This window comes from Xanthomonas sp. NCPPB 4467 (assembly GCF_041475665.2).
Lineage (GTDB): Bacteria > Pseudomonadota > Gammaproteobacteria > Xanthomonadales > Xanthomonadaceae > Xanthomonas > Xanthomonas dyei.
The window spans coordinates 570,358-583,919 of sequence record NZ_CM191260.1 but is presented as its reverse complement, the minus strand read 5'-3'; the positions used below and the strand labels follow the sequence as shown (position 1 = coordinate 583,919).

8 protein-coding genes and 1 other RNA gene are annotated in these 13,562 nt (G+C 63.6%); 4 read left to right on the top strand and 5 right to left on the bottom strand.

Translation table 11 applies throughout. From position 1 onward, the window contains the following. Positions 1-53: 53 nt before the first annotated feature. The 4 genes from ACCQ06_RS02480 to ACCQ06_RS02465 all read right to left on the bottom strand — a co-directional run bounded on the left by ACCQ06_RS02480 (position 54) and on the right by ACCQ06_RS02465 (position 5,035). Positions 54-1,646: an RHS repeat domain-containing protein gene (locus ACCQ06_RS02480; RefSeq protein ID WP_316690034.1), complete on the bottom strand. Its 1,593-nt coding sequence runs from the start codon at positions 1,644-1,646 to the stop codon at positions 54-56. Then, positions 1,576-2,667, bottom strand: coding sequence for a hypothetical protein (locus ACCQ06_RS02475; protein ID WP_316690033.1), 1,092 nt, complete (start codon positions 2,665-2,667; stop codon positions 1,576-1,578). Before ACCQ06_RS02475 ends, ACCQ06_RS02480 begins: the two co-directional genes overlap by 71 nt. Positions 2,668-2,803: 136 nt before the next feature. Further along, positions 2,804-3,784 (bottom strand): IS5 family transposase, encoded by a 981-nt coding sequence (locus tag ACCQ06_RS02470; protein ID WP_316690032.1) that lies wholly within the window; start codon positions 3,782-3,784, stop codon positions 2,804-2,806. A gap of 309 nt (positions 3,785-4,093) precedes the next feature. Further along, positions 4,094-5,035: a DUF808 domain-containing protein gene (locus tag ACCQ06_RS02465; protein WP_316690031.1), complete on the bottom strand. Its 942-nt coding sequence runs from the start codon at positions 5,033-5,035 to the stop codon at positions 4,094-4,096. A gap of 255 nt (positions 5,036-5,290) precedes the next feature. Here ACCQ06_RS02465 and ACCQ06_RS02460 point away from each other — a divergent pair, with 255 nt between their 5' ends. From ACCQ06_RS02460 to ACCQ06_RS02450, 3 genes are all read left to right on the top strand, one after another. Next, positions 5,291-7,015, top strand: a complete 1,725-nt coding sequence (locus tag ACCQ06_RS02460) for an ABC1 kinase family protein (RefSeq protein ID WP_316690030.1) — start codon at positions 5,291-5,293, stop codon at positions 7,013-7,015. Between the two features lie 459 nt (positions 7,016-7,474). Next, a non-coding RNA gene (locus ACCQ06_RS02455) (sX9 sRNA) lies at positions 7,475-7,554 on the top strand. Positions 7,555-7,707: 153 nt separating this feature from the next. After that, on the top strand, positions 7,708-9,816 hold the full coding sequence (locus ACCQ06_RS02450; protein ID WP_316690029.1) for a phosphoglycerol transferase I: 2,109 nt from the start codon (positions 7,708-7,710) through the stop codon (positions 9,814-9,816). Positions 9,817-9,946: 130 nt separating this feature from the next. Here ACCQ06_RS02450 and ACCQ06_RS02445 read toward each other — a convergent pair whose 3' ends face one another. After that, on the bottom strand, positions 9,947-12,370 hold the full coding sequence (locus ACCQ06_RS02445) for a DUF3772 domain-containing protein (protein ID WP_316692482.1): 2,424 nt from the start codon (positions 12,368-12,370) through the stop codon (positions 9,947-9,949). A 287-nt stretch (positions 12,371-12,657) separates the two neighbouring features. Here ACCQ06_RS02445 and ACCQ06_RS02440 point away from each other — a divergent pair, with 287 nt between their 5' ends. Continuing rightward, positions 12,658-12,999, top strand: coding sequence for an HPF/RaiA family ribosome-associated protein (locus ACCQ06_RS02440; protein WP_055853941.1), 342 nt, complete (start codon positions 12,658-12,660; stop codon positions 12,997-12,999). Positions 13,000-13,562 lie beyond the last annotated feature (563 nt).

Below are 13,562 nucleotides of genomic sequence, written 5' to 3'. Positions count from 1 at the left end.
TGCCGTAACGCCTCTCAAGGCCTAACGGCATCCTGATTCACGATTTCGCTCGGCTAACGGCCAGGCCCAGAGCGCACCAGCTCCAGCGGCTTACCGAAGACATCGCGGCTGATCGTGGTCGAAACGCCTTCCGGCTCGTCGATCCCTACAGGCGCTGCGTAGCTGGGCTGATCGAAGACCTGGAAGCGCTCGGTCGTCGCGTAGCCGCGAGGATTGATGGTTCTGCGCTGAAATCCGGTCAGGTACGCGGTGGTACTTGCCAGCACACCGCCCTCGGCGTCGTACTCAACACGCATGGCCCGCCCCAATGCGTCGTATTGGGTTCGCGTTCCAGGGACGGACTGGTTGTACGCAGAGATCCCACGTTGCGGATAGGACTGAAATGCCAGGCGCCCTGCTCGGTCGTAACGCTTGATGACCTGCACCACCGTCCCACCCGGATCGGCCTGATCGACTGTTTCTTCCAGTACCGGGCGCCAAAGCGCATCGAGATGACTGGTGACCCGCTTGTTTCCCTGGGTCGTGATGACACGCCAGTGCCCGGCAGGAAGGCCAACCTCAGCGCTGTTGACGATGCGAAAGTCAGAGACCGCTGGATTCCAGGCGATGCTATCGCCTGCGGGATAGCCCAGACGCGTCAGCCGCCCCATCGCGTCATAGCCATATGAGGCCGAATAGCCATTTTCATCGCTGGTGGCGTTGATCCAGCCCATGTCGTCGACCACCGCTGATTCAACAGCACCGTCGGCGTAGCGAATGGACTCGGGGATACCGCGTTTCCACGATGGAATCGCCGTGGTGTTGCCTGCACCGTCGGCCACGCTCGCGACCATGCCGTTGGCATGGTAAGTAAGTGTCTGCTGGAGCTTGCCGAAGGCATACTGTCGCAGCGGGAGCGCGGTGGCAGCATCGTACTCCGTATTACTAACGACCCTTCCGGTGGTGTTGTTGAGCTGGCGTAGCTCTTGCCCCATCACCCAAAGCGCCGGCTGGTCATGATAGGTCACTATGTCCTGGCGACTGAATCCCAGGCTGCTCCATTTGGTCGTCGTCAGCGGGCGAGCCATGGCATCGAACGCATCCACCCTGCGATTGAAGACGACGCCATCCAGAGAAACGCTGGTTGCACTTTCAGGTCGCAGGTACTCGGACGAAAAGCCGTCGCCCCGGTCCTGCTGCGTGCTGCCGATCTTGGCAGCGAATGGCTGGCCGTCGAACGGCCACAGGTAGTTGGTGGTCTCGACCTGCTGGATGGCAGCGGGACCCGAGCCGCGCTCCACCTTGAGAAGTTTTCCTTCGTTGTAGCGGTAGCTATTGCCGAAGGTGTAGCGGACCCAGATGCCTTCAGGCTCGGTGACTTCAGTCACCTGGGTGCCTGAACAGCTCTCGGACTTGCACACCACCGCCGCACAATCGCCACTTGTACAGGTGGGACCAGTACCCGGGGCAAACGAGGCGACACCGCCATAGGCATAGTTCCATTCCGCCGGATCGATACCAGGGCCGGACAGGCGCTTTCGGGTAAGCGCGAAACTGTCGTAGGTCATCGCGTAGCGCGAGATGTCGTCGTTGGGATTATTGTTCGGGGTGGTGTAGTTGTTGCAGACACGCGGAACGTTCGAACGCCCCCGACCAATCACAGACACCGTGAACTCGCCCACCGCCCCGGAGGGATGAGTGATCGACCCGCTTGCATTTTGGGGGGCTGACGATGAAACCAGGGTAGCCGCACGTACGGACAATATCTTCTGGCGACACCGCCTGTTCATAGACGATTGCTGCCGCCCCCAATGCAGCCAGATCAAACGACCAGCGACTGCCATCGGGCAGATCGACTGCGGTCAGATAGCCAAGTTGGGTTGAGGGGTAGGTGTAGCTGTAAGTCCATGTCTGTGTCCCGCTGGTGATGCGGGAGATATGTCCACGCTGATTGTAGGTCAGCGCAACGGATCGGCCATCGCTACTGGAAATGGAATTGAGCCGCGCGGGTGCAGTTGCGGCATTGCTGTAGCTGTAAGTGATCCAGTTTCCGAAACGGTCTTCGACACGGGTCGCGTAAAGAACGGCCTGGCGCCGCCCCAGATCGCTGGTGCCACCGCTTGTGGGACGCTGGAGCGTAGGCTCCATGTATTGCGCCTGCCAGTCGAACCAATACTTCACACCGTCCGGACTGATCGCCAGGAATCCTTCGCCAGATGCGTTTTTCTGCTTGGGAATACAGGAAAAATATGTGAAATCGGGAGTGACCCAGGTGTAAGGACCGCCGCTCGTCGGCTTGGGCAGACTGGCGTTGTTGGCAACAAGCATGTCTTGGCGCCCGCGGCCAGGGATGATGAGCTGATTGCCATGCCAATACTCGCTGGCCAGGAACATTGCCCCTCTTGCCGATGGAGCATTGGGAGGCTGACCATTCCCATTGTGCGTGCAGGCACTGGCCCAACCAGTAGTACTGGCAAACACGCCAGACAGGCGTGGCACTTCCAGGTCCCAATCGGCGAAGGAAAGATCGGTGAGAATATAGCCCTGCCGGTTGGTAACCGTCAGGCTACGGCCTACGCTTATCGCTAGCGCATTGCCTGGGACATTCACATCGACATTCGAAAAACTCAACGCACCGCTGTAAAGATCAACCTGGTCACCAAATAGCGTTGGCCCCAGCGCCGTCAATGCCTGTCGGTTGTGAATTAGGGAAGGTCTGAACAATGAGGCCTGAGAGTGCGGAATGTCCGCATCGTTCCGGAGAATCGCGTTTGGATCTTCGGAGTTTCGCCATTTCTGGCGCTTTCCGTGGGAATTCCACGGATCACAGGCGCACGCCCCCCATCGCAGGCAGTAACTGCTTTCGCTTCATCCACAGGTTTGACAGCGCAAACAAGGTCAGCACGTGTGCCGTGTTCTTGGCCAGGCCGCGATAGCGGACCTTGGTGTAGCCGAACTGGCGCTTGATCACCCGGAATGGATGCTCCACCTTCGCGCGCACGCTGGCCTTGACGTGTTCCCAACGCTGTGCCCGAGCACGCTCGCGCTTGTTGCCGATGGCGTGGATCGTCCAGGGCCTGGCGGCGATGAAGAATGCAGCGTCGCACGCCTGCAGTTCGTCGCGTTTGTCCGCGCCGGTGTAGCCGCTGTCGCCGAACACGCTGTCTTCCTTGCCATGCAGCAACGTGTGCATCACCGTGACATCGGCGACATTGGCCGCTGTGCAATGGACGTGGTGCACCAGCCCGGAAAACTCATCCACGCCGATGTGCGCCTTCATCCCGAAATACCACTGATTGCCCTTCCTGGTCTGATGCATCTCAGGGTCGCGCGCATGGTCGGCATTCTTGGTCGAGCTGGGTGCAGCGATCAGCGTCGCATCGACGATCGTGCCGGAGCGCAAGCTCTGGCCCTTGCGCGCCAGATGTGCGTTGACCGCTTCCAGCATCCGTGCGGCAAGGCCATGGGTCTCCAGCAGGCGCCGAAAGTTGAGAATCGTGGTCTCATCCGGAATGTCGTCCAACCCACCGAGCTGGGCAAAGCGCCGCAAGGTCGGAATCTCGTGCAGCGCTTCTTCCATCGCCGGATCGCTCAACGCATACCACTGCTGCAGCAGATGAATCCGCAACATCGTCGCCAGTGCGTACGGCTGCCGACCTGGCCGTCCCGACACCGGGTAGTGTGCAGCGATCAGACCGAGCAATTGCTGCCACGGAACGACCTGCTCCATCTCGGCCAGAAAGATCTCGCGCCGGGTCTGCTTGCGCTTGCCCAGGCCCTCAGCGTCGCCGAACGTCAGTTGCATGGATGACTCCTCAACACGAGGCGGGTAGTGTCGCGCATCTGCCGTGCTTTGTTCAGAGGTTCCTTAGCTTGTCGTACTCCTCCCAAGGCGCTTTGACATTGGATTGAGCGCTTGCCAAGCCACAAAAAAATAGTCCTACGAACAGCGCAATCCCTGCACGGCAGATGCTCATTGCATGCCTCTGAGGCGTCCTTGATTTTGCGATCATTCAAGTAGATCGTGACGCTTGTCAAGGATTATCACGCGTCCTTACCCCCTAAAATGCACGCTTGTCAAAGCCGTGCAATTCCAGGTGGCACGTTTCGGCTTTTAGTGCGCGGCCGCGTTCCCGCGCAGCTTCTGGAACCCGGTGACCGCTCCCAGCACCACCGCACCGGCAACCACGCCGACCACCATGTTGCCCAGCGCGTCGACCAGCCAGCCCATGGCGCCGGCCGACTTGGTCAGATCCTGCACGATGTGATGCAACGCGGGGATGTTGTGGACCAGGATGCCGCCGCCGACCAGGAACATCGCCAGCGTGCCGGCTACCGACAGGAACTTCATCAGCCACGGCGCGGCCACCAGGATGCCGCGGCCGAGCGCCGCCAGCGACGCACCCTTCCGGGTCAGGTACAGGCCCAGATCGTCCAGCTTCACGATCGCCGCGACCAGGCCGTACACGCCAACGGTCATCGCCAACGCAATCGCCACCAGCACCGTCACCTGCTGCCCGAACGACACGCCTGCGACCACGCCCAGCGACAGCACGATGATCTCCGCCGACAGGATGAAGTCGGTGCGGATCGCGCCCTTGACCTTGTCCTTTTCCAGCGCCACCACATCGACCTGTTCGTCGGCCAGCGCGCGGGTGCGCTCGGCATGCCGCTGCGCTTCTGCGTCGGCGTCGTGCAGGAACTTGTGCGCCAGCTTCTCTACGCCTTCGAAGCACAGGTAAGCGCCGCCGATCATCATCAGCGGCATCACCAACGGCACGTTGTAGCCGCGTCCGCGCAACCAGGCTTCCAGCGCGCTGATCGCCAACGCTGCCGGCACCAGGATCACCTTGTTGACCAACGAGCCCTTGGCCACCGCCCACACCACCGGTAACTCGCGGTCGGCGCTGACACCGGTCACCTGCTGCGCGTTGAGCGCCAGATCGTCGCCCAGCACGCCGGCGGTCTTCTTGGCCGCAACCTTGGTCAGGATGGAAACGTCGTCCAGCAGGGTGGCGATGTCGTCGAGCAGGGTGAACAGGCTGGCACCGGCCATGCGGAGGTCCTTCGAGGGTGGTCGTGCGTGAGTGAGCGTGAATTCTCGCCGATCCCGCGCCCGGATTGGGTGATGGCAGGCCATTGCGCGGTCGTTGCGTGCCGTTGTCGGGCGATTGCCGGTATTGCCCACCCCTGGCCAGACACGCGCCAGCGCAGGCACCGGCAGCGCCCGCAACGCTGCCACGGCGCACCCGGATTCACCGGCTGACGACCCCGCGCTGGCCACACTCGCTGCTCGCATGACGCCCCGGAGATGGCCTTGAGTCCGAATGACCCGCACCGCGCACCGGCCCCGGCGACGCACTCGGCCGACCAGGCCGTGGTGGGCGGCATGAGCCGGCGTACGCAGATCCTGCGCCTGCTGCTGCGGTACCGCGGGTCGGGGGTGTTTGCCGGCATGAACCTGGACCCGGCCGCCATCAACGCGTACGAGGTACCGGCAGAAGGCACCCCGGACCAGTTCGTCTCCGACCTGGAATCGCTAGGCCCCACCTTCGTCAAACTCGGCCAGATGTTGTCCACCCGCCCGGACATCGTGCCGCCGGAGTTCGCCTCCGCGCTGGAGCGCATGCAGGAAAACACCAGCTCGGTGCCGGTGGAACGCATCCGCCAGATCATCGAAGAAGAACTCGGCGTGTCGGTCAATAAGGCGTTCTCGTTCTTCGACCCAGTGCCGCTGGGCTGCGCCTCGCTGGCGCAGGTACATCGGGCCGCGTTGCGCGACGGCACACCGGTGGCGATCAAGGTGCAAAAGCCCGAAGTCGCCGCACAAGTGCGCTCGGACCTGGATGTCCTCAAGAGCTTTGCCACCGCCGCCGACCGGCTCACCGGCATCGGCCGCCGCGTGCGCTTTGCCGACTGGCTGGGCGAATTCGGCAAGACCCTGCGCGCCGAGCTCAATTACGAAGACGAAGCCGAAACCCTGGTGCGCTTCGGCAAGCATCTCAAGCCGTTTCCGTTGTTGTGGATACCGCAACCGATCTGGGACCTGAGCAGCCGCAAGGTACTGACCATGCAGCTGGCCGAAGGCGTGCGCGTGGACAAGATCTCCGGCCTGCGTCGCACCGAGCAGCCGATGGATAATTTGGCGGCGGAGCTGGTCAAGGGCTATCTGGATCAGATGTTCGTGCATGGCGAAATCCATGCCGACCCGCATCCGGGCAACCTGCGTGTGTTGCAGGACGGGCGGCTGGCCATCTTCGACCTGGGCATGGTGGCGCACGTACCGCCTCGTCTGCGCGAGCGGCTGCTCAAGCTGCTGTTTGCCGCCGTCGACGGGCGCGGCGAAGAAGTGGCCGAGGAGACCATCGCGCTCAGCACGCGCCTTGAGGATTACGACGAAGACCGCTACCAGCGCGAAACCGGGCAGATGATCGCGCGCTATGCCGCGCACGACACCACCTCCGAAGGCCGCGTGGTACTGGATCTGGTGCGTATCGCCACCGCGAACGGACTGCGCACGCCACCGGAACTGAGCCTGCTCGGCAAGACCCTGCTGAATCTGGAAGGCGTGTGCCGCGCGTTGTCGCCCACCCTGGACACGCGCCGCATCGTCGAACGCCACCTGCAGCATGTGATGCGCGCGCGGCTGAAAAAATCGCTGTCCGCCGCCAACCTGGCCAGCGAGGCGATGGAACTGCAGCATCTGGTGCGCGAAGGTCCGCGCCGCATGTCCGAGATCCTGTCGCTGGCCGCGGAAAACCGCCTGCAGATGCGCGTCACCGGGCTGGAAGAATCGCATCTGATGGAAAGCCTGCAGAAGATCGCCAACCGCGTTGCGGCAGGCATCGTCACCGCGGCGCTGATCATGGCCTCGGCGCAGATGATGCGCATCGAAACCGGCCTGAAACTGTGGGGCTATCCGGCCATTGCGATGGTGCTGTTTCTGCTCGGCGTCGTGCTGGGCCTTGGCATCGTGCTCAGCGCACTGCTATTCGACCGCCGCGTACGCGCACGCGAAGAGCGCGGGCACAGATAGCGGCCGCCGAGTCAGCGCGCTCCTATTCGACAAAGCCCCTCTCCCACCGGGAGAGGGGTTGGGGTGAGTGTACGTGGCGAAGCCGCTCATCGAGCTCACGCATCAAGCCTCGACGGCGTGACGCAAACCCCGCATCGCCCTCAACGACGCACTGACGCAAACAGACGCAAACGCTGCCGCTAACGGTATGACCGATTGCATCGATCAGTGAAGACCGAATCCGGCGTAATCGCCCGATCTCGATCACCCGCCGCCAGTCGTGGCCACGCACAGCAGATATGTCACGCACAGCGCATTGCCAAATTATCTTGCCAGCACCCACTGCGACTGCCGTGAATCAACACCGCACGCACCGCCCCATAGCACACCCAAACAACACTCCATGCGGATGCACACACCCGCATCGAACAACGCATTAAGAGCGGCTAACAAAACCACTGTACTCACCACCAGGCGGGCGCGGCCTGCGCTCGGTGCGGCAACTATTCCTGTGCGCCGTCCACACCCACCTGACGACTGCTCGCGACGTATTGTTTGCCGCTCTAAACCCACACCCCAAACGCAACAAACATTTCAGTCAGCTTGAGCGCGGCATAGTCCGTCACCCGGGTGTCACATTGCAGGTGGCGCACAGGACATGGCGAGCAAGGCGTCCGGAACGCGCTCGCATCATTCCCCCACGGACGTTGCGCATGCATTGGATGTTGGTGTTCTCGTTGTTGCTATTGCTGTGGCTGTTGGTCGCCTCACCGCGTCTGGCGTGGCTCAAGGCAGGCCTACTTTCGCTATTGTTGCTGCTGCTCAGCGCCTGGGGTTTGATCGACCGGCTCAGCGGCGACGGCATCAATGCGGCCACGCTGTATCACTTGCGCGCAGACATGGATGGCGCCGGGGTCAGCGACTTTTCCGGCTATATCGCCGTGTTCATCGGCATGCTGCTGCTGTCGTTAAGCCCGCACATCCTGGTCAGGGTGCGCCGTTTCCGCCGCCCGCGCGGCGGCGGTGTGGTGTTCGGATCGTTCGTGGCCATGTTGTTGGTCAGCATCGTGGTGAGCCCGCTGTATCGCGATGGCAAACGCCTGTACTACCAGTTGCGCCCGGTCGATTACGCCACGGTGGTGCCGGAATATCAGCTGCCGCAGCAACCGCTGCAAAAGCGCAAGAACATCGTCTGGATCTACGGCGAGAGCCTGGAGCGCACCTACTTCGATGAGTCGGTGTTTCCGGGCCTGATGCCCAACCTGCGCGCGCTGGCCACCGAAGCGGTGGACGTACGCAATCTCAGTTCCACCGAAGGCAGCGGGTGGACCATCGCCGGCATGGTGGCCTCGATGTGCGGCGTGCCGCTGACCACCGCGCCGGGCGATGAAAACAGCATGGATCGCATGGGCATGTTCCTGCCCGAAGCGCGCTGTCTGGGCGACTATCTCAAGGATCAGGGCTACCGCAATCACTACGTGGGCGGTGCCGATGCCAGCTTTGCCGGCAAGGGCCGTTTCCTGTCCAGCCATGGCTTCGACGTGGTGGATGACGTGCAGCATTTCCGCGATAAAGGCGTGGCGCCCAAGCACTTTTCCGCATGGGGCGTGCACGACGACGTGTTGCTGGACGATGCCTGGGACAGCTTCCAGACCCTGTCGCGCGCCGGCCAACCGTTCATGCTGACCACGCTGACCATGGACACCCATCACCCGGCCGGCCACCTGCCGCTGGCGTGCAAGGGCCAGCGCTACGACAGCGCGCTGGGCGACATCGGTCTGTTGCATGCGATCAAGTGCAGCGACCGCCTGATCGGCGAGCTGGTGGCGCGTATCCGCAACAGCCGCTACGGCAACAACACCATCATTGTGATCGCCTCCGATCATCTGGCCATGCCGAACGATCTGAGCGATGTGCTGGCCAAACAGAAGCGCGAAAACCTGCTGTTGTTTCTCGGCAAGGGCATCGCGCCGCAACAGGTGCTCACGCGCGCAGGCAGCACGCTCGATTCCGGTGCCACGCTACTGCAATTGCTGGAGCCGGGCATGCGCAGCCTGGGCTTTGGGCGCTCGCTGCTTGCCAGCGATGCACCGCCCAGCGCCAGCGTCGCCGCCAGTCGCGACAGCGGCAAGGACTACCCGCGCTATCTCGCCTTTGCACGCACGCTGTGGACCGGGCAACGCACCCGCATGCTGCGCGTCAACGGCAATGGCGATGTGGTGGTGGGCGTGCAACAGGTGCGCCCGCCGGTGCTGCTCGAATACGACGAAGACACCCATCTGAAAACCGTGTACCTGGAAAACACCTCGCGCCAGTTCGACCGCACCCACAGCAAGGGCACGCTGGCCTATGTGGACCGCTGCACCGCATTCGAGGACGGCTCGGCCGACGGCGACTGGTGCGCGCTGGTCGTCGATCATCGGCAACGCATGAAGCTCTACCGCGACCCGGACCTGACCCGCGGCATCGCCGTCGACGCGCCACTGGATGCCACACCGCAAGGCCCGCGCCCGCGCGTGCGTCAGCCGATCATGCTCACCCAGTCCGCGCGCAAGACTGCTGCAGGCCGCTACATGCTCGAGCTCTACGCCAAGCGTCGCCCCACCCGCGCGTTCTGGGTGGAAGCGGTGTCGTCCGAACGCAAGCTGGTGCTGGCCCAGCAATGGGTAGTGCCCGATGCCGCCGGACGCATCCGCATGCCGGTGGGCCTGGAGCATGCGGTGGAGGATCTGGAAATTCGCGCCTGGCTCGACTACACCGAAGAGGTCAGCGTCGACGACCTGGCACTGGTCAAGGACACCCCGGTGGCCGACCGTTCGTAAGCCAGCATTGCTGCCAAACGCGTTGGCCTCGCAGGAGCGCGCTGGCATGCGCTGCAGGCTTACCGGCGATATCCAACACGCGCCGGCGCACTCCTACGTCACGCACGTTAGGCGGGGCGCACACGCCGTATCACTGCTGCTCTGACAACGCGTCCTCGCCACTGTCGCGCGCCACCGCCACCCCGGCACGACTGAAACGGATTTCCTGCGGCGACTGCAGCGCGACGCCTGCACGCTCCATCCGCTGCAGCAACGCAAAGAACAACTCGCTGCGCACGCCATACGAATCGCGCGGACTGCTGACATAGGCGAACGAATTGAAGTTGACGTGCCCACCGGCCAGCGAGTCGATGAACACCGATGGCGCCGGTTCCGCCAACACCTTGGCATGCTCGGCAAACAAGCCCAGCAACATGTCGCGCACCTTCGCCACATCGGTTTCCAACGGCACCGAGAACTGCAGCTGCACCCGCCCCATCGGATTGGACAGCGTCATGTTGCGCACGCTCTTGGTGATCAACTCCGAATTGGGCACGATCAGGGTCGAACGGTCGCCCACCTGGATTTCGGTCGCACGTACGCTGATCTTGCGCACGTCGCCCTCCTGATCGCCGATACGCACCCAGTCGCCGATCTTGACCGGCCGCTCGGCCAGCAGGATCAACCCGGACACGAAGTTCTGCGTGATCGCCTGCAGACCGAAACCGATACCCACCGACAACGCGCTCAACACCAGCGCCAAGCGCTTCAGGTCCAGACCCAGCGCGGTCAGCCCCCACACCACCACCACCAACCAACCCAGATACCGCGCCACCGTGCTGATCGAGTTGCGCGCGCCGGCATCGAGCTCGGTCTTGGGCAGATAGGTGTTGAGCAGCCACTGCTGCACCACCTGCACCACGCCCAGACCCAGGACGAACACCAGCAACGCGCGCAAGGCCGCCGCCGGTGTGATGGTGAGCTCGTCGCTGAGATAGATACCGTGCGAGACATTCTCGGCCCAGCCGGTGACCGCCGAGAGATTGGCGCCATACGGCGTGATCAGCGCCGCGATTCCCAGCAGGATCAACACGACACGTACTACCGCGGACAGCAGCAGGCCCAACTGCACCAGCCGTCCGCTGCCCATGCCCGAGGCATGCGACAACGCGCGACTGAAGCGCCCTTCCGGATTGAAAACCCATGTGAGCAGGTCGTCGGCAAACACCACCAGCAAGCCGAGCAGACTGCAGATCAGCGTGATCCAGATGATCTGGCGCGCGATGAACAGCGACAGATTGAGATAGCCGAACAGTGCCGCCAGCAGCGACACGAGCACCGCCACATGCCCCAGCAGGCGGATCAGTACGATGACGCCGCCGCCACGCGAGACCACCGGTGGCGGCTCGCTGCTATCGGCGCTGGCGGCGCCGGCGCTGGCGGCGCGCGCGCGCAACGACAGGCTCAGGCCGGCCAGTGCCGAGAGGATCAGGCCGGCATACAACAATGCGGCCACCGCGTCGGTGGCGGTGGCGGCGGCGGCACTGGTGCGCGCCACCTCGTTGAGCTTCATCGCCATGCCGCTGAACCAGCTCACCGCGGCGGTGGCCAGGCAATGCACGCGCAGCCGATCGACGGTGGCATCGTCCAGCGGGAACAACCGCCAGGTGGGTTGGTGCTTCATCAGCAGACTGGCGCTGAGCGAGCCGACGAAGGCCGCGATGAAGCTGATGAAGACAAACGCACCCAGCAACTCGTCCAGATCGGCCGGCACCTGGGCAATCGCACGCACGCTTTCGGCCAGCACCCATGCGGCCATGCCCAGACTGAGCGTGCCGACCAGCAGAAACCACAGCGCCAGACCGGACCGTCGCAACCGCCCGCCCGGGGCACGCGACGCTGCGTAGCGCCGCCCCAGATGGCGCAGAAAGATGCGCAACGGGAAGGCCAGCAGCAGCGCGATCGCCACACCCGTCACCAGGCCGCCAACGCCGTTGGCAGCCGTGCCGGCACGCACCGCCTGGTCTGTATCGTCGTACACGCCGCGCAGACGGGTACGGTCATCCGGCCATTGCTGCGCGATCTGCGCCCACAGTGCCGGCGACAGCGGTGAGGCAGCGCGCGTGGACAGCTGCACGCTGAAGAGCTGCGCGCGTTTTTGTTCCAGGCGGTCGGCAAGCTCGCGGGCTTGGGAATCGAGGAGATTGGCGCGTTTGAATTCTGCATCCAACGCGTTTTTTTCTTTCTTTAACGCTTCGCGCTGTTTTTTAAGGTCGGGCGCTTCGCCGTTCTGCACATCACCCAGACCGGCCAGCTGCGAACTGATTTGCTTGAGCGGTGGATCCAGCTGACGTGCAATCTCCTGCGCCTGCCGTTGGACGCCGACCACTGAGTCGGTCAGCTTGCGTAGACGGTCGGTATCGGCCTTTTCCAGCCCGGCCTCGCCCTGGTCAAGCACCTTCTGCGCGGTGTCCAGCTGCGTCTGGGCGCTCTTCAGCAATGTGTCCTGGTCCTGGGCGAACACGCCCCCGGCCAAGGCCAGCCACAACGCATAGCACAGCAGCAGGCGCAACAACACGCTGGAACGGGCAGACGGCACAAAACGCAATCGGGACACAGGCAGGCATCGGACAGGCGCAGAACCGCGCGGTGCCGGCATCTTAAGCCACCGCCCCCACCGTGCCGCCCGCCGCCGGGCCGGCAATTCATGCGGACGCAAGCGTAGCGTCCGGGAGGGTGCGACCACCCAGCCGACCAGTGCATGAACATCTGGCGGCTTGTCACCTTGCGGCAACACCGGGCTGTCGCAGAATCGGGTCACCGCTGCGGCAGACGCAGCGGATGACCGCGAAGGAGAACTCCATGCAGATTCAGATCCAGACCGACAAGCACGTGCCGCATGACCCGTCCGTCGTGCAACATGTCGAGAAAACCTGCACCGCCCAGCTGGCGCATTTTGCCAACGACATTACCCGCGTCGAAGTGCATTTGCGCGACGAGAACGGCCAACGCGGCGGCGCAGCGGATCGAACCTGCAGTATCGAAGCGCATGTCGCAGGTCTGCCGCCGATCGCCGCCACCAACAGCGCCGAAACCACTGCCTCTGCCGTCACCGGCGCCGCCCGCAAGCTGCGCACCGCCATCGAGCACGCGCGCGGCAAGCAGCACGCCAGGGCCACTGCGCCGGCACCGGACAGCCTCTGACCGCTTCCTGGGCAGGGCGACGCGCCCTGCCCTTGAGCGAGTCCAGCGTCGAGGCCTGTTCGGCACACCACGTTCCTCGATACCGATGACGTGGGAGCGACTCGCCACAGGCTTGAGCGCAGTCCGCAACGGACGCGCCGCGTGGCGCACTGGCGCAATCAGTGCGGGCTGTCAGCGCTCGCACCCCATGATATGACGGACACCGGCGCTGCGGCATCGACGCCCGGCTCCAACGCAGTGCATCAGCGTTGCCGGCATCGAACGACGCGGACATTCGACACCAGCGCTGGCGGGCATGCAGCGCCAGCGGCGACGCAGAGGCACCATCGGGATCAGCGCTAAGGCCAGGCAATCAGCGCGCCTCCAGGGTGAGGTGCCACCGTAGTTTGTGGCTTCTGGCAGGATCTCGCGCCGCTCCCCTGTCCCCAGAAGAGACAATGGCCTGGCATGATCCGAGCGACCTCAGCGTTTCCAAGCTGGCGCGGCGGCGAGAGATGCGGATCACTCGCGTGTGCTTCTTTTTAGCCGCAACGCGCTGCCGAGGCGCCGTTGACGAGTGGTCT